Genomic DNA, 17,674 nt, shown 5'->3' with positions numbered 1-17,674 from the left:
ACGCGCGGCATGGCTGATGTAGCCCGTGCCGCCGCGCCACAATAGCCGCCATGTCAGACGTGCATTCCGATCAACTGTTGAGTGAAGTGGCGGCCCTGCCGCAATTGCCGGGTGTGTACCGCTATTTCGATGCGGCGGGCGCCGTGCTCTACGTGGGCAAGGCGCGCAACCTGAAGAAGCGGGTCGCCAACTACTTCCAGAAGAGCCACGGCGGCACGCGCATCGGCCACATGATCTCGAAGATCGTGCGCATGGAGACGACCGTGGTGCGCTCGGAAGCCGAGGCGTTGCTGCTCGAAAACAACCTGATCAAGTCGCTCAAGCCGCGCTACAACATTCTCTTTCGCGACGACAAGAGCTATCCGTACCTGAAGATCGCTTCGCACACGTTTCCGCGCCTCGCCTATTACCGTGGCGCAACCGATCGCAAGCATCGCTACTTCGGGCCCTATCCGAGCGCGTGGGCGGTGAAAGAAACGATCCAGCTGCTGCAGAAGGTTTTCAAGCTGCGCACCTGCGAGGACACCGTGTATGCGAACCGGACGCGGCCGTGTCTGCTGTATCAGATCAAGCGTTGCACCGGGCCGTGCGTCGGCAACATCACGCCCGAGGACTACGCGCACGACGTGACCAACGCCGAAGCCTTTTTGATGGGTGACACGCACCTCGTGCTGACTGCGCTCGAAGGCCGCATGACGAGCCACGCGGAGCGGCTCGAGTTCGAGCAGGCGGCCGAGCTGCGCAACCAGATGTCGGCGCTGTCGCGCGTGTTGCACCAGCAGTCGATCGAGATCGCCTCGGACAAGGACGTCGACATCCTGGCGGTGAAGGTGCAGGGCGGCAAGGCCTGCGTCAACCTGGCGATGGTGCGCGGTGGTCGGCACCTCGGCGACCGGCCCTACTTCCCCGTGCATGTGGAAGACGCGGCCGCCATCAACAGCGATGACTTCGAAGCCGAGCAAGCCGATGTGGCCGATACGGGCGCACCGGCTGCCGCCGTCGATTCGGTCGAGGTCCAGGTGCTCGAGGCATTCATCGCACAGCATTACATCGACGTGCCGGTGCCGGCCACGCTGGTGTTGAGCGAACTCGTCAGCCGCGAGCTGATCGAGGCGGTGTCGCAGCAGTCGGGCACGCGGATCACGGCCGTGTTCCAGCCGCGCGAGCAGCGTCGGCGCTGGCTGGAAATGGCGCAGACCAATGCCGGCCTGCAGCTGGCGCGCTTGCTGGCCGAAGAAGGCTCCCAGCAAGCGCGGACGCGGGCACTGACCGATGCGCTCGAACTCGCTCCTGACGATCTCGACAACTTCCGCGTCGAGTGCTTCGACATCTCGCACACGGCCGGCGAGGCCACGCAGGCATCGTGCGTGGTGTTCGAGCATCACACAATGCAGAACCGCGAATACCGCCGCTACAACATCGAGGGCATCACGCCGGGCGACGACTACGCCGCCATGAGGCAAGTTCTGCACCGTCGTTACAGCAAGCTGGCTGAAGTCATGGCGGCAGAGACGGATGCGCCGACCGCGGGCGATGCGAGCGGCGCTGGCACCGATGCGCCCGCCAAAACCCGTGCCGCGCGCATGCCCGACCTGGTTCTGGTCGATGGCGGCAAAGGCCAGGTGTCGATGGCGCGCGAAGTCTTCGGCGCGCTGGGGCTTCCACTGTCGCTGATCGTCGGTGTCGAAAAGGGTGAGGGGCGCAAGGTCGGGCTGGAAGAACTGGTGTTTGCCGATGGGCGCGAGAAGGTCTACCTGGGCCGCGATTCCGCCGCGCTCATGCTGGTCGCGCAAATCCGCGATGAAGCGCATCGCTTCGCCATCACAGGCATGCGTGCCAAGCGCGCCAAGGTGCGTGTGGGCGGCAGTCAGCTCGAAGACATTCCGGGCATCGGTCCCAAGAGGCGTGCGCGTTTGCTGCAACGTTTTGGCGGCATTCGGGGTGTGGCAGCAGCGAGCGTTGAAGACATCGCGTCGGTCGACGGCATTGCGACGGACCTGGCCGAAGAGATCTATCGGGCGCTTCACTGACACAGGTCTGCAAGAAGCGCCGTAACCCCGTCATCGAACCACGTCACAATCGACCGATGTTCTGGACTCTGCCGACCATCATGACCTGGACGCGCATCGTCGCGATCCCGTTGATCGTCGGCGTGTTCTATTTGCCCATCGCCGAGCCGATGCGCAACTTGATCGCGACGGTGATGTTCATCATCTTCGCCTTGACCGATTGGCTCGACGGTTACCTGGCACGCAAGCTCAACCAGACATCGGCTTTCGGTGCATTCCTCGATCCCGTGGCCGATAAGTTTCTGGTCTGTGCTTCGCTGCTCGTGCTGGTACATCTGCAAAGGGCGGATGTGTTCGTCGCGCTCATCATCATCGGCCGTGAGATCGCCATCTCTGCGTTGCGCGAGTGGATGGCGCAGATAGGGGCGGGAAAAAGCGTCGCCGTGCACATGCTCGGCAAGGTGAAGACGGTTGTGCAGATGGTCGCAATACCGTTCCTGCTGTTCAACGGAAGGCTCTTCGGCCTGATCGACACCGGGTTGTGGGGTCACTGGCTGATCTGGATTTCTGCCGTGCTTACGGTCTGGTCGATGGTGTACTACCTGCAGAAAGCCATTCCGGAGATCAGGGCGCGGGCCAAATGACTTTCGCGAGAACATGACGGCCCGCGGCGCGGGCTGGTTGCGAGCGATGCCGGTCGTGTTCGTCTTGATATGGAGTACCGGCTTCATCGTTGCGCGCTACGGCATGCCCTTCGCGCCGCCGTTCAAGTTTCTCGCTATGCGCTACGCGCTGTCGCTTGTCTGCTTCTATGCATGGGTCCGGCTGGCGCACGTGACCTGGCCTGCATCGCGCTCCCAATGGGGGCATCTCGCGGTGACAGGCACGCTCATTCAGGCGGGTTATCTCGGGGGCGTATGGGCTGCAGTCAAGCTCGGCATGGGCTCGGGGTTGGTGGCATTGCTCGTCGGGGTCCAGCCTGTGCTGACGGCTATCTGGATGTCGATGCGAGGCGGCGCCGTCAGCCGCCGCCAATGGGTGGGTTTGTTGCTCGGCTTCGCCGGACTGGTCCTTGTCGTGGCTCGCAAAGTCGGGCAGGGCGGCGAGGTGACGGGCGTCACGATGAGCCTCGCCTTGCTCGCATTGCTCTGCATCACCGCAGGCACGCTGTACCAAAAGAGGTTTTTGGCGCCATGCGATGTGCGCAGCGCCAGCGTGGTGCAACTCGGCGCGGCGCTGATCGTGACCTTGCCTTTCGCAATGCTCGAATCCGAGGCGATTCAGTGGAACTCGCATTCGATCGGCGCCTTGGCGTGGTCGGTGTTGGCACTGACATTGGGCGGCAGCTCGTTGCTCTACATCCTCATTCAGCGCGGCACTGCGACAGCCGTAACAAGCCTGCTTTATCTGGTGCCGCCTTGCACAGCCGTCATGGCATGGCTGCTGTTCGATGAGCCGATCACCGCGGTCACCTTGGCAGGTATCGCGCTGACCGCCATCGGTGTCAGCCTGGTAGTGCGCGCGGAACGCTGAACCGGCGCTGACGATTCCATGCAGGTGACCGTGCGACGCACAATCCGATGATGTTCAGCGCGATGACTCAGTTCACACCCTTCGACGTACAGAGAGACGGCGTCGTGCTGCACGGCCGCATCGGCGGCAGCGGTGCGCCCTTGCTCCTGCTTCACGGTCATCCACAAACGCATGTCATCTGGCACCGTGTGGCACCTGCGCTGGCAGAGCGCTTCACCGTCGTCGCGATGGACCTGCGCGGTTATGGCGATTCGGGGCGACCGGCCGACGATGCAAACCATGTCGCTTACAGCAAACGCGAAATGGCACTTGATGCCATGGCCGTGATGGCGCATCACGGATTTTCACGCTTCGGCGTGCTGGCGCACGACCGCGGCGCGCGCGTGGCGCACCGGCTCGCCGCCGATCATGGTGAGGCAGTCGATCGCATGCTGCTGCTCGACATCGCCCCGACGCTGTCGATGTACGCGAACACTTCGGAAGCGTTCGCGCGTGCCTATTGGCACTGGTTCTTCTTGATCCAGCCGCCGCCCTTGCCGGAGGCGCTCATCGCATCTGATCCGGTCCGTTATGTGCGCAGCGTGATGGGCGGGCGGCACGCGGGGCTCGCACCTTTCGCGCAGGAGGTCATGGCGGAATATGAGCGTTGCATCGGCATCGATGGCACGGCCGAATCGATCTGCGCCGACTACCGGGCATCGGCCACGATCGACCTCGTGCACGATCGCGAGGACGTTGCTGCCGGCCGCAAGCTCGCGTCGCCATTGCGTGTGCTGTGGGGCGAACATGGCGCGGTCGGCAAATGCTTCGGTGTGCTGGCGCTGTGGCGCGAGGTCGCGCACCACGTGTCGGGCCATTCGATACCGTGCGGCCATTACGTCCCTGAAGAAGCGCCCGATGCAGTGCTTGCCGAAGCATTCGACTTCTTTTCGCCCCTGAACAAAACATAACCAATCCACAAGGACAGAGATCATGACCAGCCACAGAATCGCAGTCATCGCCGGCGACGGCATCGGCAAGGAGACCATGCCCGAAGGCCTGCGTGTGATCGATGCCGCTGCGCGCAAGTTCGGCATCGATCTTAAGTTCGACCACTTCGATTTTTCGAGCTGGGACTATTTCAAGAAGCACGGGAAGATGCTGCCGGACGACTGGAAGAAGCAGATCGGCGGGCATGACGCGATCTTCTTCGGCGCCGTTGGCTGGCCGCAAAAAATTGCGGACCATGTGTCCCTGTGGGGCTCGCTGTTGCTGTTCCGCCGAGAGTTCGATCAGTACATCAACCTGCGGCCCGCGCGGCTGATGCCCGGCATCATCGCGCCGGTGGTGCGCCGCGACGGCTCGCCGCGGCTGCCCGGAGAGATCGACATGTACATCGTGCGCGAGAACACCGAGGGCGAGTACTCGAGCATCGGCGGGCGCATGTACGAAGGCACGCAGCGCGAGATCGTGGTGCAGGAAACCGTGATGTCACGCGTCGGCGTGGACCGCGTGCTGAAGTTCGCTTTCGAACTGGCGCAGTCGAGGCCCAAAAAGCACCTCACCAGCGCGACCAAGTCGAACGGTATCTCGATCACCATGCCTTACTGGGACGAGCGTGTGGTCGAGATGGCCAAGAACTACCCGGGAGTAACGCTGGATAAGTTTCACATCGACATCCTGACTGCGCACTTCGTGCAGCGCCCCGACTTTTTCGACGTGGTGGTTGCGAGCAATCTGTTCGGCGACATCCTGTCGGATCTGGGTCCGGCTTGCACCGGCACCATCGGTATTGCACCGAGCGCCAACCTCAACCCCGAACGCACCACGCCATCGTTGTTCGAGCCGGTGCACGGCTCGGCGCCGGACATCGCCGGCAAAGGCATCGCCAATCCTATCGGCCAGATCTGGTGCGGTGCAATGATGCTCGAATTCCTCGGCCACAAGAACGCGCATGACGCGATTCTCACAGTCATCGAAAAGGTGCTGGCGCCGCAGAGCGGCGCACCGCGCACAGCGGACATCGGCGGCGACGCCGGCACCGCTGATGTGGGAAAAGCGATCGCCGCGGCGCTTTGAGACAACAGTTCAAAAGGACTTGAAAGCAGTTCGCGAAAACGCCCCTAAAATCGCGATCCTCACAGAGCTGAGCAACGTCGTGTCGTATTGACACCCCGTAGAGCAGTGGTTGTAATCTTTTTCGGCAGTGCGCTGTCGACTTGTCAGAAAGCCCATCCTCTTGCCAGAACTAAACGGCATTCGTGTCGCCGAGAGGATGGCTGCGCCGCTGACGACACCCGATCAATTTTCAATACCTACAAGGGGCCCTTGTGAATAAGACCGAACTGATTGAGCACATCGCGAAGAACGCCGACATTTCCAAAGCAGCCGCTACCCGCGCGCTGGAATCAACCATCGGCGCCATTCGAACCACGCTCAAGAAGGGCGGCTCCGTTTCGCTCGTTGGTTTCGGCACTTTTGCCGTTGGCAAACGAGCAGCCCGCATAGGCCGCAATCCGCGCACCGGCGAGGCGATTAAAATCAAGGCCGCCAAGATTCCGAAGTTCCGTCCGGGCAAGGCGTTGAAAGACGCGTTGAACTGAGACATCGTTTCCGGTGGGGTGCTTAGCTCAGCTGGTAGAGCGGCGCCCTTACAAGGCGTAGGTCGGGGGTTCGAGCCCCTCAGCACCCACCACCACCATCCGATGCAAAGGCGAACAGGTTGTTCGCCTTTTTTATTTCAGAGCCGACCGGCACACGTGGTCGTGAAAGAGAGTTTTCAATGTTCGATTTCTTCCGCAAGTACAACAAGTTCGTGATGGTGTTCTTGTTCTTGTTGATCATTCCTTCGTTCGTGTTGTTCGGAGTGGAGCGCTACCAGGGCGACGGTCAGGGCGAGAAGGTCGCTACGGTCGATGGCCAGGCGATAACGCAACCTCAATGGGACCAGGAACACCGCAACGAGATCGATCGCATTCGCCAGCAAAACCCGAGCGTCGATGCTGCGCTGCTCGACACTGGCGCTGCTCGCTACGCAACGCTCGAGCGCATGGTGCGAGACCGTGTGCTCGCTGCCGCGGCGGCGAAGAGCAACATGACCGTGTCGGAAGAGCGCCTGTCGCGCCTGTTCGCCGAGGACACGGGTCTGGCATCGTTTCGCGGTGCAGATGGCAAGTTCGATCGCGCGCAGTTCATGCGTGCCACTGGCCGCACGCCGGAGCAGTACGAAGCAGCTGTGCGTTCGGACCTCTCAACCCAGCAAGTGCTGTTGGGCGTATCGGGTACGGCCTTCGCGACTCGGGGTCAGGCCGATGCGGCGTTGAATGCGTTCTATGACAAGCGTGAAGTCCAGGTGGCGCGCTTCAATCCGACCGACTTTGCAGCTAAATTGACGGTGACCGACGCCGACTTGCAGGCCTATTACGACCAGCACGCTACTCAGTTCCAGCGGCCCGAGCAGGCGAGCATCGAGTACATCGTGCTCGACATGGACGCCGCAAAAAAGAACATCGCGCTCAATGAGGCCGACGTCAAGAGCTACTATGAGCAAAACAAGGATCGGCTAGGTACCAAGGAAGAGCGACGTGCGAGCCACATCCTCATCACTGCACCCGCCACCGCGCCCGCCGCGGATCGCGAGAAGGCCAAGGCCAAGGCCGAGCAGCTGCTGGCCGAAGTCAAGAAGGCGCCCAACAGCTTCGCCGAAGTTGCGCGCAAAAACTCGCAGGATCCCGGTTCGGCAGAGAAGGGCGGCGACCTCGATTTCGTGATGCGCGGCGCCATGGTCAAGCCCTTCGAAGATGCCATGTTCGCGCTCAAGAAGAACGACATCAGCGATGTGGTCGAGACGCAGTTCGGTTATCACATCATCAAACTGACCGACATCAAGCCATCGTCGGTTCAACCCTTTGAACAAGCCCGTGCTAGCGTCGAGAACGACTTGCGTGCCCAGCAGGCCACCGTGGAGTTTGCCAAGGCCGCTGATGCGTTCAAGGATCTCGTTTACCAGCAGCCGGACAGCTTGAAACCTGCCGCGGACAAGCTCAAGCTCTTGATCCTGAAAGCTGCGGATGTGCCGCGCACGCCCGCCCCGGGCGCGACCGGCGCGCTGGCGAGCCGAAATTTCCTGGCCGCGTTATTCACGCCCGATTCGCTCGAACGCAAGCACAACACGGACGCGATCGAGGTCGGCGCCAACCAGCTCGCTGCGGGCCGTGTGACACAGTACGCCACGGCGCGCACATTGCCTTTCGCCGAGGTCAAAGACAAGGTGCGTACACAACTGCTGGCTGAGCGTTCATCGGCCCTGGCCAAGTCCGAGGGCGCTGCCAAGCTGGCGGCATGGCAAGCGGATGCCAAAGCTGCAACCTTCGGCGCACCGGTTACCGTGTCGCGGCTGGATGTGCAGTCGCAACCGATCCCGGTCGTCGAGGCCGCACTTCGCGCCGACACGACCAAACTGCCGGCGTTGATGGGTGTCGATCTGGGCGCTGAAGGCTATGCGGTGGTGAACGTCCTCAAAAGCATTCCTCGCGCTGCCCCGACGCCGGAGGTCGCCCAACAAGAGGCCGGACAGATCGCCCAGGCGGTTGCCAGTGCCGAAAGCACGGCGTACTACGACATGCTGAAGCAAAGGTTCAAAGCGGAAATCGTGGCGAAGAAGCCCGCCGATTCGGCGCTGCCAGCGATTCGATAGCCTTTTGACGCTACAATTGCGCGCTCTTCGGTGGCTGTAGCTCAGCTGGTAGAGTCCCAGATTGTGATTCTGGTCGTCGTGGGTTCGAGTCCCATCAGCCACCCCACCTAGCCTCACTTTCTTGCTACCAAAACCATAGCAAGGCCTCAAAAAATTCCCAATTTGGGAATTTCAGAGGGCTCGGCGGCTGACCGATTTAGAGCGTTCGTAGATCCCCGCTGTCGTCTTTGGGTCAGCATGCAACTCCGGCAGTTCGCCGAATTGCTCCTTGTAATACGTGGTGTAGTGGCCGCGCAGATCATGGAATGTGAAGTGCTCTTTCACAATTCCCTGTTCTCTAGCTTTGCGCATTAGACGCGCCCACATCGTCTTAAATCCGCTCTCGGAATAAGCATTGTTTGTCTTTGGCGAGCGAAATACCGCGCCCATTGGCGAGTAGTCCTTCATTGCGCGCATGCGGTCCAAGACGACCTTCAGCGCAACGCTCACGCCAATTACCTCGCGTTTGGTTTTATTGCCGCGCTGCTTTGCGCGAGTGAGACGCACCACTTCGTCGTTGGCCTGGGGCCAGTGCAGATCCCGAAACTCTGCGCGACGGTTGCCGGCGAGCGCCGAGAACTGAGCCATCGACACCAGCACGGTCGCGCTGGGGCCTTGCTGTAGCGCCCACGCCACGAACGGAATAAATTCCTCGTGCTCCACCAGCCGGTCGCGCGGCACTTCGGGATTGCGCTCGACCTCCTTGCACGGGTTGCGGTCGACTTCGCCGAGCTCTACAGCCAGCTTGAATAGGTTGGACAGCAAGGCGACCTCGCGGTTTGCCACTACGGGCGCGTCAGCGCGGTGGATGCGCAGGTAGTAGGCGATGGCTTTCGGGCGCGTCAGCGCGACATAGCCCTTGGCGAACACCTTCTCCAACTCGTTCCAGTTGTCGCGGTATTGAGTCTTCGTGCTGTCGGCCAGTTTCTTCCAGCGCGCGGTGTCTTGATAGAGGCGCCAGAGCCGCGGGAAGTCCCCCTCGCCGGTGCGCACGCCCGTCAGGTCCAGCACCTTGCGTAGTGCAGCTTCCTTGTCATGACCGAGTGCGATCGGCTTGCCTTCGACGGGGTGGTACCGATAACTGGCGCCCCCGTTCTTCAGCGGGCGCGCTTCCATGCGCGGTAGCAGGCCCATCTGTGAGAGGCGGTCGCGTTGCTTCATGCTTTCTTCCAGTTGAGCCCGTCGTCGGGTTCGTTTGCTGCGGGCGCCGCGCCGGTAACCACGATGGGCACGCCGAGCAGCGCCATCCGGGCGGCTTCGCGGCTGACTATCAGGCTGCCGTCGATCTTGCGGCGCGCATGCCTGATCCGCAGTCGGTCCAGAGCCCGCTGCTGGGCGGTGTGCTGCCGCACGCCCGTCAGTTCGCGCAACTCGTCACGGGACAGCCAGAGGGTTTCAGTCATTGCGGTACTCATGTGGTGGGCCTTCGGTCGGCTGGTCTGCCAGCACGCGCGCCGCGTCGATAACCGCGATGCCTTGCGCCCACGATGGCCCGTGATCGCAGCAGAAGGTTTGCAGCTGCTCGTCGTCGGTGTCCAGCCATGCACACATCATGGCTTCGGTGGGGCGCCGCCCGCGGCAGAGGGATTGCAGCGCATCGCCGAAGCGAAGCAGGTAGCTCGTTGGCGTCGTCCAGTCGGTGGCCTGCGCTACCTCTTCATGGATATGGTCCCTTGGGAAGCGCCAGCCGCCGATCTGGTTGCGCTCGATCGCGCCCTTGTGGGCCAGCCGCGTGATGAATGCTTGCGACGTCGAAAGGCTTTTCCAGCCGAAGTGACGGGCAAGCTCCGAGTACGGTGGCAACTGGTCGTTGGCGAACAAGAACTCGCGCATGTAATTGAGCACCCGTTGCTGGTGGGCGGTCAGGTCCGCCTTGCCGCGCCGGGGTCGGCCGAGCGGCTTTCCCAGCTTCGACAGCCGCTTGGGCAGGGCGTACACGGTCCCGCGCAGCCTCGACGCGATGATGTTGGCCGCGCGGCAGTCGTCGGTGTACTCGCTCACAAGTCGCTCCCGTAGACCTGTTTCAAGTACGCAATGAGGTTCTGCACGCCGCAGCCTTCGATGCGGCGCCCGCTCTGGTTGGGCTTGCGCATGCGCCAGAGTCCGGTACCGGGCCAGAAGTCGGCCACTGCATGCCCGATGCATATGTGCGCGCCGTCGTTCAAGAGGGTGTGCTTCAGGCCCGCTTCAGCCAGCACCTTGGGAGCGTGCCCGCGATGGCTAGCGCGCCTTGCCTGCGATTCGGCACGGATGCTGCTGTGCTCGCCGAGGTTGTGCTTGGACATGTCGTTCATGACTCGGTGACGGTTTTCCATCATTCGTCCTTGGGGACCGGAGTTTCAAGTTCGCCGATCGCCCACCGCAGCGCCTTCAGTTCGGCGCGGTCGAAGTCGGCTTGTCGGTTGGGCTCGGCGCTGATGCGCCGGTCCAGGTGATCGGCGCGGCTCCGCAGAGTGCCAAGGCGCCGAGCGCGCTGGCGACTCGATACGGGGCCGCGGTCCATCAGGCCTTCCCGTTCAGGACGGTGTAGCCGAGCGGCTTGGTCGGCTGCGCACCAGCGACGGGCTTGCCGGGCATTTCGATAACCGCGTTGGCCACTGCATCGGTGTACGCCTGAAAGGCGCGCTTGATGACGAGCTCGTGGCGATCCAACTCGAAGGTGAACTTGACCGAGCCGCTGTGCAGCTTGTACTTCAGGCGAGCAAGGATTGACGCGCCATCGGTGGCGCCATCGCTTTTGAAGATGCGCACGCCAATCAGGAAGGTCTTGGGGATCTTCATGTCGCCGTTCGGGCCTGCGCCGGCTTCGATCAATTCATTGAACGTCAGTTGCGACGTGCCATCGTGCAGGCGCTTGACGCTCGAAAAGTTGATGGCGCCCACAGCTTGAATCGTGGTGGCCACCGTCAAGAGCGTGGTCGCATCAGCGCCGGCCAGATCGGCGAAGTTGTCCTCGATGAACGTCGCAAATTCCAACTGCGTGAACTGCTTGCGGTCTTGATTGATCCACAGCTTAAATTCGTCGGTCAGTTCGGCCCGGAAGGTCGCGCCCTGGTCGCGCCAGCCTGGTGCGCTGGCCTTGTTGTCATTGAAGATGCAGGTCAGCGTGCGCTGTTCGAGGTCGGAATAGACGTAGGCCGTCGACTGGGCGGCTTGGTCATCCAGATACTTGATGAAGCTCGGGACGTCGGCCAGCGAGCGCATGCCCTGCTTGCGGTTGGGCGTGGCCTGGGCGGTTTCGAGCGCCTTCGTGATATCGACCAAGCTGTGCTCGGGCGGCAGCACCACGTTGGTGACGGCGCCGACCTTGTGCAAGATCACCTTGGGTTCGAGGGCAGCGACGGCCGCGGCTGCGACGTACTGGGCGGCTTCGATGATGTTTTCCATTTATTGACTCACTACTTCTTTGAGGATCAGGGGGGACACGCCATGGACTTCGCGCAGTTCCAGGCTCTGTTGCTTGGGGTGGTTGCGGCTCGTCTCGCCGGCATCGGTGAGGAAGTAAAAATCTTCCTGTTGCACTTCCTTGGGCAAGTCCAGCTTGTGAGTGGCCGTGATGGTCACCTTGTCCACGCTGCCGGAATTGGTGCGGTTCGCTGGGCTCACGGTGAACGTGATGGCGTATTTGCCGCCGCGGCCGCTGTTCTGCACTGCTTGCAGCAACTCCGAGAACTTGGCCGTGGCTTGCGCTACGGTGGTCCCATCGTTGTGCTCAGACAATTGAATCGCGAAGGATTTCATGGGCTCTTTCAGGTTGGGGGTGTGTGACAGCGAAGAGGCTTCGCTCGGCTCTGCGGCCGATCAAGCCGCGCGTTGGCGGTACTGGTCTTCAAGGTCGTCGCACTCCATGAGGAACTGCATCGCAGTGCGCTCGTAGGCGTCGATCACCTTTTGGTCGCGCTCGACGCGCAGCCGGAAAACTTGCAGGTTCTCCGGGAGCGACGGGCAATAGCTCTGAAAGTCGCAGAAGGCGTAGCCCGTCACCCACAGGTTGTGAATGACCTGGGGCGCGTGCTCGGCTGGCAGCACGCCGGCGTTGATGTAGCGGCAGTGAGCGCGCATGCCGGGGCACTTGTACTCACTGATGCCCTTGCGGCCGTCGTCGTCGGTCAGCACGCCGTCGACACTCCCGCCAGCCTTCAGGCGCGGCAGGTACATGAAGCCTGACTCGTACACCGACAGGCCGGTCTGCTCTTCGTGAATGGAGCGTGCGATCGGCTCGTTCAGGATGCCGTGGCGCATTTCATCCGTCATGCGCGGACCCTTGGCGGGAATGCCCGTGATGCGCTCCAACACCAAATCCAGCCGCAGCGTTTCGCGGCCGTCGCGCTCGCCGCGCTGGGCGACGATCGCCTTGCACTTGGAACCCGTCAGCTTGCCAAGCCGGTCGGTGAACCAGCCGGGCGTTTGCTGCGCGTGCGGGGAGACGATGAAGCGGCTCACTTCGCCTGCCTTGCCACCATGGCGGCAATCTGCTCGTCGCACCACTGCTTCCAGGCGTTCCAGCGGGGCAGGTCGTTTGCTTCGCGGAAGCCTTTGTTGGCCTCGCGCTTCGTGGCGCGCAGTGCAAGGGGCGTGAGGGCTTTGCTGGCCATGTCGCACCAGTAGCGGGTCAGCTTGGTTTCCGACTTGTCGACGTGCGCCTCTGCCGCGACAGCGGGCGCCGCGACTTGCTCTCGGGTGCGCTGCAGCGGGTCGGTCGCAGCGTCGGGCATCAGTTCCCATGCGCGGCCGTCGTCGTCCGGTGCGTCCTCAGTGGCGAAGCCGAAGGCCATCAAGACACCGTGCCGCTGCATGTAGGTATTGGCCGAGGCGATGGCCTGAATCTCGTTCTTGCCCCCGCTCGCGTCGGCGCCGGCGCGCAGCGTGGTCTTTTCGGAGTGGCCGAGCCGGTGCGTGATAACCGTCGTCACCAGGAGTTGCCCGTCGTCGGTCGCGCCGGGCACCCAGCGGTGCGAGAAACCGTGCGCCGCAGCCGCGGCAATGATCGCCTTGCACACGTTGCCGATGGTGGCGTGGTCGTAGCTGGTCACGCCCTTGGACGTCTCGAAGTAGACGTGCTTGTCCTTCAGGATTTCGGGCGGGTTCAGCTTGAACTGCACCATGTCCGAGACGAAGGCCTTGCGTGCTTCCTCCGCGTTGTGGACGCGCTGCATTTCCAGAATGTCGCGCATGTCAGCCAGGGTCAGCCCGGCCTTGAGCGCCTGAAGGGCCTGGGCCATCGGGCTATCGGCCACAACGACTTCGAGCGCCGGCGATTCGACCATCGCCGTGGTCGCGGTGATCGGTTCGAGGCCGAGCACCGCGTCCACTGCGACACGCGATTCCACGTCAAGGACGGTTTGCGTGTTCATGTCGATCACTCCGCAGCCAACAGAGCAGCGCGGCCGACGAACCATGCGTCCTCGAGCGCGTGGCGTTCCGGACCTTCGGGGATGCAAGACAGTTCGCTCTCTGCATCGGTCAAGGCCTCGAGCGCGACGTTGATGCCCTGCAACGCCGTCAGAAGCTGCACAGCAACGCCTTGGGCCTTCTTGAGTGCAACGGCAGCGGCAGCCTTGTCGCGCGCCGCAGCGGCATCACGTGCGGCTTGGGCGACACGTTCAGCCGCGGCTTCGTCGTCTTGCTTTTTGCGCTCGGTGGCAATCTCGGCATCTGCCAGCGCCTTTGCGGCCTTGGCGTCGTCGGCATCCTGCTTCGCCTTGGCGACCAACGCAGCAGCGGCAAGCTCTTCCTCTCGCACCTTCTGTTCGAGCGCCTGCAGCTGGGCGATCGCGGTCGACTTGGCGAGCGTGGCCGGTGCGAAGAGGAACCCGTATGCGGCTTCGACTGGCTCCCACACCGACACGTCGGCCAGCGCAGCGCGCACGCTGTCGATGGTTGGCACGCCGCGCGCTGCCAGTGCGGGGACGCCCTGAATGCGCGTGATCGCCTCCATCGCATCGGCCATCTGCTTTTGCGTACGGAGCACCGTGGCTGCGGCCTCCTCGTTGGCGATGCGCTGCTTTTCAGTCGCCTCTGCCACCAGCAGTTCAGCGGCTTCGCGGGCTTCGTTGGCGATGCGGTCGTTCTCGGCCTGGGCGGCGCGCATCGTTGCCAGCTCGAGCGCGTTTGCCTCGGCAAGGACAGCAGCCGCGTGCATCGCGGTCAAGGCATCCATGGTCTGCAATTGAACCTGCTTGCACTCGCCAGCATCGGCGCCAAAGGCCTCGATGTTGACCACCACGGCCGCAACGCCTTCCATGAGCAGCACGATTTCCGCAGCGGTTTTGCCGACAGCCTGTACCAGCGCACCGCGCATGGCTTCGAGGGCAGTGTCGGTGCGCAACTTGGCTTCAGCAGCCAGCGCATCGCGGATGACTTTCTCGGCAGCCTTCTTCTCTTCTTCGGCGGTGATCTGCTCGTGGATCGGCTTTTCCACCTTCATCAGTTCGCTGACGATGCGCGCGGCTTCGACGTCCAGTTGGGCGGTGGCAACTTTCCAAGCGGCCTTCGTCGCCTTCACCGTCGGCTCGATCTGGTAGCGAATAGCGCGGATCTCGACCCGCGCTGCCTTGGCTTCGTCCAAGCCCTTGCCCGTGCTCACATCGTAGACAACGCCGAGGTACTTTTCGTGCAGCGCCGCAATGCCAGCATTGACCTTGGACAGTGCGCCGATGGCGCCGCCGATCGAAGGCGTGTTGAGCGCCAGGGCGGTACCGGGTTCGTTGGCGGCTTCACCGCGCGGCAGCACGTCGGTGATGGTGGAGTTAGAGAGGACGGCGCTCATGCTTGCTCCGAACGGTTGCGAAAGCCGAGCACCGCGCCGAGGACCAAGACCGTCACAACGCCGACTCCGACACCGAAGGCGTGCGGGTTGGAAATTGCCTGCATAAACAGGGAGGCAACGGGCCGCGCGAGCAGCTTGTAGGCAGCGGCGGCAACACCGCACACGGCCAGCACCACCACGGCTACGCAGAGCAGCATTGGCACGTTGTAGCGGGACTCACCATCCGTGGCGAATTGGTGCTCGCGGCGCACCTGGGCGTCGTTCGCGGCCATGCGTGCAACACGCGCCATGGGCACCATCGTCCAGTCGCTCAAGTCGACGCGAAGGGAATGGGATGCGTCAGCCGGAACCGGCTGATTGACCATCGCACTGCGGGTGCGTGGGAAAGGGGGACGAGCAGCGTTCACAGGTTTTCCTTGGAGTTGAAGATGCGCAGGGCGCGGGTTTCTTGCACGGCGGCACGGGCATCCCGTTGGGCGTCGTCAAGGTCGCCATCGGTGGCGAGATTCGTGGTGGTGTCGTTAGGGCCTGCGCCGAACCAGACGGGCGTGCCGGCGAGTAGCAGGGCAGCGATGGCCGCGTACAGCCAGTTCACGCTGACAGCCCTGCGGCAAGGCGGTAGCGGAGGGCGATGGCTTCGGCTGCGGCTTCGGGGCCGTTGGGGTTGGCGACGGCGCGCTCGGAGAAGGTGGCGCGTTGCTCTTGCCAGCCGGGATACCGGGACGCCAAGAAGGCGTGATCGCGCTCCAGGTTGATCGCTTCCTGAGCGGCTTCAGTCGGGACGACTGGTTTAGCAAAACGGTTCACTGATTTCTCCTGCCAGCGAACTGCCGACAGGAGAAATATAGCATCTTGCTAAAGATTGTGAAAGTTATTTAGCACAGAGAGATAAGCACGGGGCGTAAAAAAGCCCGCTTGCCGCGGGCTTGATGTGGGGTAAACCACTCAGTAAATTAGCTTAATCCTTACAAACCGCCAATCCCCGAGCGCTGGACCACGCGCCCGATGATGGTCACGTGGTCTACGTCTGCCTTGGTGAGCACCAACGTTGGGTGTCGGGAGTTGTCCGTCTCTATGCGCAGACCGCCGCCAGGGATGCCGAAAAGGCGCCGCAACCGCATGAGTCCGTCGTAGTAGATGGCGAAGGTTCTGCCGTCCTGCACCTTCGTCTGAGACGTGTCGACAACGCACCTGTCACCCCGTTCGATGGTTGGCTGCATCGTCTCGTCAGGCGCCAAAACGACACCCAGCGCCGCGGGAGAAAGTTGGTCGGCCGCGATGAAGTCGGAGTCAAAAAGGTGGCAAGTCATGTTCACAAGGCTGATTGTGACCTGACCGTTAACATCTTGTAGCGAACTTTCCACCGTCAAAGAGGGAATGAAAACCGGCCCGGCGTGCGGGAATTCCTTGACATGCTCCCAAGCCCGCATCGGGGCGCTCAAAGTAATTCTTTCGATTGAAGGGATAACCCCATGGTCGATATCAAGCCAGCCCGAGGGCTTTCCGGCTTTGTCTTCGATCCAACGAGCGGTTTCATCAGTGAGTCCGCGCCGCCGACCTGTGCGGCTGTTCTTCGATCCTTGCTTCCATTGGCTGACCTGCGCTGCATCGCGCCCGAGCAATTCCGCCAGGGCCTTGGAAGACCCCAGTTCGGTGATGAGTAGCGCGAGGTTCTCGCGCCTTATGTCGTCTATAAATTTCACGGTTTCATATTAAGCCGGGAGCTAAATCAGGTTCGTTAGCGCGTTTTAGCACTGTGGCTTTAGCCCCGTGCTACATTCAACGGTATGAACTACAAATCACTTCCGCAGTTCGTGGCCGATGGTGGTGTCGGCACAAGCGGCCGACTCGCTGTGGCAATCGGCGCCGCAAAGTCCGACATGAGCGACTGGGTAAACGGGCACCGCGCTGTGCCCATGCTGCGCGCGCTCGCCATTGACGATGCCAGCCTGGGCATCATCCCGCGGTGGCTGACCCGCCCCGACGACTGGCATGTGCTGTGGCCCGAACTGGTCAAGCACAAAGACGCTCCCGCCATCGTTCCCGCGGTGGCCTGAATGCACGTCACACCCATTGAGCGCCTGACCCCCGAGCAAGTCCGCGATATCGCCCGTCACGCGGCTGAACGTGGGGAGCGCCTCGAAGACGCCAATCCATTTGCATCGGGCTCCCCCCAGCGCCTGACCTTCGCTTCCGCTTTCCAGCTCTGCGCCCGCGATCTGCAGCGCGCTGCCTGAGTGGCCATGCCCCTCCAACAACACACTGTTTTGTAAGTAGGAAGTACGCATGTCCCATTGTTTATTCGGCTTGCCTCGAGCGCCTACGGCGAAGGCGCTCGAGGGCGGGTCAGACAAGGCGCCGAGAAAGCTGGTCGATCAACCTACGCCGATGCCACGCACACAGCACGGCGCAGAGCTTTATCAGTGGTGGCGCCTGCCATCCATGCAAGTGATCGAGATCCGCCGCATCGCCGGCACAGCCAGTCCGGAGTGTGTAGTGCGCAACGTCAACGCCGACGGCGAAATGAGCACCGGCGAATACGTGCTCTCACTGCGGTTCATCGTGATCCACGGCAAGCAAGTCAAAAAGTGAAGCGGTACGGCATTCCACTCGTCGACCCTGTGAGGGCAGCGCTCGCAACTACCTCAT

Annotated in this window: 24 protein-coding genes and 2 tRNA genes; 12 read left to right on the top strand and 14 right to left on the bottom strand. The window is 62.3% G+C overall.

Translation table 11 applies throughout. The annotated features are described in order from the left end of the window. Nucleotides 1-50 precede the first annotated feature (50 nt). From uvrC to RCH10_RS04045, 9 genes are all read left to right on the top strand, one after another. The gene (uvrC, locus tag RCH10_RS04085) at nucleotides 51-2,030 is read left to right on the top strand and encodes an excinuclease ABC subunit UvrC (protein WP_323496532.1); all 1,980 of its coding nucleotides are present in this window, start codon (nucleotides 51-53) and stop codon (nucleotides 2,028-2,030) included. Nucleotides 2,031-2,086: 56 nt separating this feature from the next. Next, nucleotides 2,087-2,653, top strand: coding sequence for a CDP-diacylglycerol--glycerol-3-phosphate 3-phosphatidyltransferase (gene pgsA, locus RCH10_RS04080; RefSeq protein WP_187052614.1), 567 nt, complete (start codon nucleotides 2,087-2,089; stop codon nucleotides 2,651-2,653). A 13-nt stretch (nucleotides 2,654-2,666) separates the two neighbouring features. Continuing rightward, nucleotides 2,667-3,542 (top strand): DMT family transporter, encoded by an 876-nt coding sequence (locus RCH10_RS04075; protein WP_323496531.1) that lies wholly within the window; start codon nucleotides 2,667-2,669, stop codon nucleotides 3,540-3,542. Nucleotides 3,543-3,604: 62 nt separating this feature from the next. Continuing rightward, complete coding sequence (locus RCH10_RS04070) at nucleotides 3,605-4,492, top strand: alpha/beta fold hydrolase (protein ID WP_409051404.1); 888 nt, start codon at nucleotides 3,605-3,607, stop codon at nucleotides 4,490-4,492. Nucleotides 4,493-4,514: 22 nt separating this feature from the next. After that, nucleotides 4,515-5,600: a tartrate dehydrogenase gene (locus RCH10_RS04065; RefSeq protein WP_409051403.1), complete on the top strand. Its 1,086-nt coding sequence runs from the start codon at nucleotides 4,515-4,517 to the stop codon at nucleotides 5,598-5,600. Between the two features lie 251 nt (nucleotides 5,601-5,851). Continuing rightward, nucleotides 5,852-6,124, top strand: a complete 273-nt coding sequence (locus RCH10_RS04060; RefSeq protein WP_187052611.1) for an HU family DNA-binding protein — start codon at nucleotides 5,852-5,854, stop codon at nucleotides 6,122-6,124. 16 nt (nucleotides 6,125-6,140) lie between these two features. Continuing rightward, nucleotides 6,141-6,216, top strand: a tRNA-Val gene (locus RCH10_RS04055). Between the two features lie 87 nt (nucleotides 6,217-6,303). Next, nucleotides 6,304-8,217 (top strand): SurA N-terminal domain-containing protein, encoded by a 1,914-nt coding sequence (locus RCH10_RS04050; protein ID WP_409051402.1) that lies wholly within the window; start codon nucleotides 6,304-6,306, stop codon nucleotides 8,215-8,217. A 30-nt stretch (nucleotides 8,218-8,247) separates the two neighbouring features. Continuing rightward, nucleotides 8,248-8,323 (top strand) — tRNA-His (locus tag RCH10_RS04045). A gap of 65 nt (nucleotides 8,324-8,388) precedes the next feature. On the opposite strand, the gene RCH10_RS04040 is transcribed toward RCH10_RS04045, so the two are convergent. From RCH10_RS04040 to RCH10_RS03975, 14 genes are all read right to left on the bottom strand, one after another. Next, a complete protein-coding gene (locus tag RCH10_RS04040; protein WP_409051401.1) occupies nucleotides 8,389-9,417 on the bottom strand; it encodes a tyrosine-type recombinase/integrase in 1,029 nt (342 codons plus the stop codon). After that, nucleotides 9,414-9,659 carry a DUF4224 domain-containing protein gene (locus tag RCH10_RS04035; protein WP_409051400.1) on the bottom strand — a complete coding sequence of 82 codons (246 nt, stop codon included), beginning with the start codon at nucleotides 9,657-9,659 and terminating at the stop codon, nucleotides 9,414-9,416. The genes RCH10_RS04040 and RCH10_RS04035 overlap by 4 nt, the downstream gene beginning before the upstream one ends. After that, on the bottom strand, nucleotides 9,652-10,257 hold the full coding sequence (locus tag RCH10_RS04030) for a hypothetical protein (protein ID WP_409051399.1): 606 nt from the start codon (nucleotides 10,255-10,257) through the stop codon (nucleotides 9,652-9,654). The genes RCH10_RS04035 and RCH10_RS04030 overlap by 8 nt, the downstream gene beginning before the upstream one ends. Then, complete coding sequence (locus tag RCH10_RS04025) at nucleotides 10,254-10,541, bottom strand: hypothetical protein (RefSeq protein WP_409051398.1); 288 nt, start codon at nucleotides 10,539-10,541, stop codon at nucleotides 10,254-10,256. Before RCH10_RS04025 ends, RCH10_RS04030 begins: the two co-directional genes overlap by 4 nt. Before the next feature lie 29 nt (nucleotides 10,542-10,570). Then, nucleotides 10,571-10,759: a hypothetical protein gene (locus RCH10_RS04020; protein WP_409051397.1), complete on the bottom strand. Its 189-nt coding sequence runs from the start codon at nucleotides 10,757-10,759 to the stop codon at nucleotides 10,571-10,573. After that, nucleotides 10,759-11,643 (bottom strand): DUF2303 family protein, encoded by an 885-nt coding sequence (locus tag RCH10_RS04015; RefSeq protein WP_409051396.1) that lies wholly within the window; start codon nucleotides 11,641-11,643, stop codon nucleotides 10,759-10,761. Before RCH10_RS04015 ends, RCH10_RS04020 begins: the two co-directional genes overlap by 1 nt. Beyond that, nucleotides 11,644-11,997: a hypothetical protein gene (locus tag RCH10_RS04010; RefSeq protein ID WP_409051395.1), complete on the bottom strand. Its 354-nt coding sequence runs from the start codon at nucleotides 11,995-11,997 to the stop codon at nucleotides 11,644-11,646. It abuts the gene before it with no gap. Nucleotides 11,998-12,057: 60 nt separating this feature from the next. After that, nucleotides 12,058-12,699, bottom strand: a complete 642-nt coding sequence (locus RCH10_RS04005) for a lambda exonuclease family protein (RefSeq protein ID WP_409051394.1) — start codon at nucleotides 12,697-12,699, stop codon at nucleotides 12,058-12,060. Continuing rightward, nucleotides 12,696-13,610, bottom strand: coding sequence for an ERF family protein (locus RCH10_RS04000; protein WP_409051393.1), 915 nt, complete (start codon nucleotides 13,608-13,610; stop codon nucleotides 12,696-12,698). The genes RCH10_RS04005 and RCH10_RS04000 overlap by 4 nt, the downstream gene beginning before the upstream one ends. 5 nt (nucleotides 13,611-13,615) lie before the next feature. Beyond that, nucleotides 13,616-15,025 carry a hypothetical protein gene (locus tag RCH10_RS03995; protein ID WP_409051392.1) on the bottom strand — a complete coding sequence of 470 codons (1,410 nt, stop codon included), beginning with the start codon at nucleotides 15,023-15,025 and terminating at the stop codon, nucleotides 13,616-13,618. Then, nucleotides 15,022-15,339, bottom strand: a complete 318-nt coding sequence (locus RCH10_RS03990; RefSeq protein WP_409051391.1) for a hypothetical protein — start codon at nucleotides 15,337-15,339, stop codon at nucleotides 15,022-15,024. The genes RCH10_RS03995 and RCH10_RS03990 overlap by 4 nt, the downstream gene beginning before the upstream one ends. A gap of 89 nt (nucleotides 15,340-15,428) precedes the next feature. Continuing rightward, nucleotides 15,429-15,620 carry a hypothetical protein gene (locus RCH10_RS03985; protein WP_409051390.1) on the bottom strand — a complete coding sequence of 64 codons (192 nt, stop codon included), beginning with the start codon at nucleotides 15,618-15,620 and terminating at the stop codon, nucleotides 15,429-15,431. After that, nucleotides 15,617-15,832, bottom strand: coding sequence for a hypothetical protein (locus tag RCH10_RS03980; protein ID WP_409051389.1), 216 nt, complete (start codon nucleotides 15,830-15,832; stop codon nucleotides 15,617-15,619). The genes RCH10_RS03985 and RCH10_RS03980 overlap by 4 nt, the downstream gene beginning before the upstream one ends. Before the next feature lie 158 nt (nucleotides 15,833-15,990). Then, nucleotides 15,991-16,728, bottom strand: coding sequence for a S24 family peptidase (locus RCH10_RS03975; protein WP_409051388.1), 738 nt, complete (start codon nucleotides 16,726-16,728; stop codon nucleotides 15,991-15,993). Nucleotides 16,729-16,812: 84 nt separating this feature from the next. On the opposite strand from RCH10_RS03975, the gene RCH10_RS03970 reads away from it, so the two are divergent. The 3 genes from RCH10_RS03970 to RCH10_RS03960 all read left to right on the top strand — a co-directional run bounded on the left by RCH10_RS03970 (nucleotide 16,813) and on the right by RCH10_RS03960 (nucleotide 17,617). Beyond that, nucleotides 16,813-17,082 carry a YdaS family helix-turn-helix protein gene (locus RCH10_RS03970; RefSeq protein ID WP_409051387.1) on the top strand — a complete coding sequence of 90 codons (270 nt, stop codon included), beginning with the start codon at nucleotides 16,813-16,815 and terminating at the stop codon, nucleotides 17,080-17,082. Further along, entirely contained in the window at nucleotides 17,083-17,262 is a 180-nt protein-coding gene (locus RCH10_RS03965) for a hypothetical protein (protein ID WP_409051386.1), read from the top strand. Nucleotides 17,263-17,467: 205 nt separating this feature from the next. Continuing rightward, nucleotides 17,468-17,617 (top strand): hypothetical protein, encoded by a 150-nt coding sequence (locus RCH10_RS03960; protein ID WP_409051385.1) that lies wholly within the window; start codon nucleotides 17,468-17,470, stop codon nucleotides 17,615-17,617. The last annotated feature ends 57 nt before the right edge of the window (nucleotides 17,618-17,674 follow it).

The sequence above is a fragment of the Variovorax sp. GrIS 2.14 genome (assembly GCF_046115955.1).
In the GTDB taxonomy this organism is placed as follows: Bacteria; Pseudomonadota; Gammaproteobacteria; order Burkholderiales; family Burkholderiaceae_C; genus Variovorax.
Note: the sequence above shows the minus strand (reverse complement) of the source record. Positions and strands in the feature narration are given on the sequence as shown.

What these genes read in the sequence shown, in the direction of transcription:
- uvrC (WP_323496532.1), top strand. Translation starts at nt 51, where the DNA reads ATGTCAGACGTGCATTCCGATCAACTGTTGAGTGAAGTGGCGGCCCTG.
- pgsA (WP_187052614.1), top strand. Translation starts at nt 2,087, where the DNA reads ATGTTCTGGACTCTGCCGACCATCATGACCTGGACGCGCATCGTCGCG.
- RCH10_RS04075 (WP_323496531.1), top strand. Translation starts at nt 2,667, where the DNA reads ATGACGGCCCGCGGCGCGGGCTGGTTGCGAGCGATGCCGGTCGTGTTC.
- RCH10_RS04070 (WP_409051404.1), top strand. Translation starts at nt 3,605, where the DNA reads ATGACTCAGTTCACACCCTTCGACGTACAGAGAGACGGCGTCGTGCTG.
- RCH10_RS04065 (WP_409051403.1), top strand. Translation starts at nt 4,515, where the DNA reads ATGACCAGCCACAGAATCGCAGTCATCGCCGGCGACGGCATCGGCAAG.
- RCH10_RS04050 (WP_409051402.1), top strand. Translation starts at nt 6,304, where the DNA reads ATGTTCGATTTCTTCCGCAAGTACAACAAGTTCGTGATGGTGTTCTTG.
- RCH10_RS04040 (WP_409051401.1), bottom strand. Translation starts at nt 9,417, where the DNA reads ATGAAGCAACGCGACCGCCTCTCACAGATGGGCCTGCTACCGCGCATG.
- RCH10_RS04035 (WP_409051400.1), bottom strand. Translation starts at nt 9,659, where the DNA reads ATGACTGAAACCCTCTGGCTGTCCCGTGACGAGTTGCGCGAACTGACG.
- RCH10_RS04025 (WP_409051398.1), bottom strand. Translation starts at nt 10,541, where the DNA reads ATGTCCAAGCACAACCTCGGCGAGCACAGCAGCATCCGTGCCGAATCG.
- RCH10_RS04020 (WP_409051397.1), bottom strand. Translation starts at nt 10,759, where the DNA reads ATGGACCGCGGCCCCGTATCGAGTCGCCAGCGCGCTCGGCGCCTTGGC.
- RCH10_RS04015 (WP_409051396.1), bottom strand. Translation starts at nt 11,643, where the DNA reads ATGGAAAACATCATCGAAGCCGCCCAGTACGTCGCAGCCGCGGCCGTC.
- RCH10_RS04010 (WP_409051395.1), bottom strand. Translation starts at nt 11,997, where the DNA reads ATGAAATCCTTCGCGATTCAATTGTCTGAGCACAACGATGGGACCACC.
- RCH10_RS04000 (WP_409051393.1), bottom strand. Translation starts at nt 13,610, where the DNA reads ATGAACACGCAAACCGTCCTTGACGTGGAATCGCGTGTCGCAGTGGAC.
- RCH10_RS03995 (WP_409051392.1), bottom strand. Translation starts at nt 15,025, where the DNA reads ATGAGCGCCGTCCTCTCTAACTCCACCATCACCGACGTGCTGCCGCGC.
- RCH10_RS03970 (WP_409051387.1), top strand. Translation starts at nt 16,813, where the DNA reads ATGAACTACAAATCACTTCCGCAGTTCGTGGCCGATGGTGGTGTCGGC.
- RCH10_RS03965 (WP_409051386.1), top strand. Translation starts at nt 17,083, where the DNA reads ATGCACGTCACACCCATTGAGCGCCTGACCCCCGAGCAAGTCCGCGAT.
- RCH10_RS03960 (WP_409051385.1), top strand. Translation starts at nt 17,468, where the DNA reads ATGCAAGTGATCGAGATCCGCCGCATCGCCGGCACAGCCAGTCCGGAG.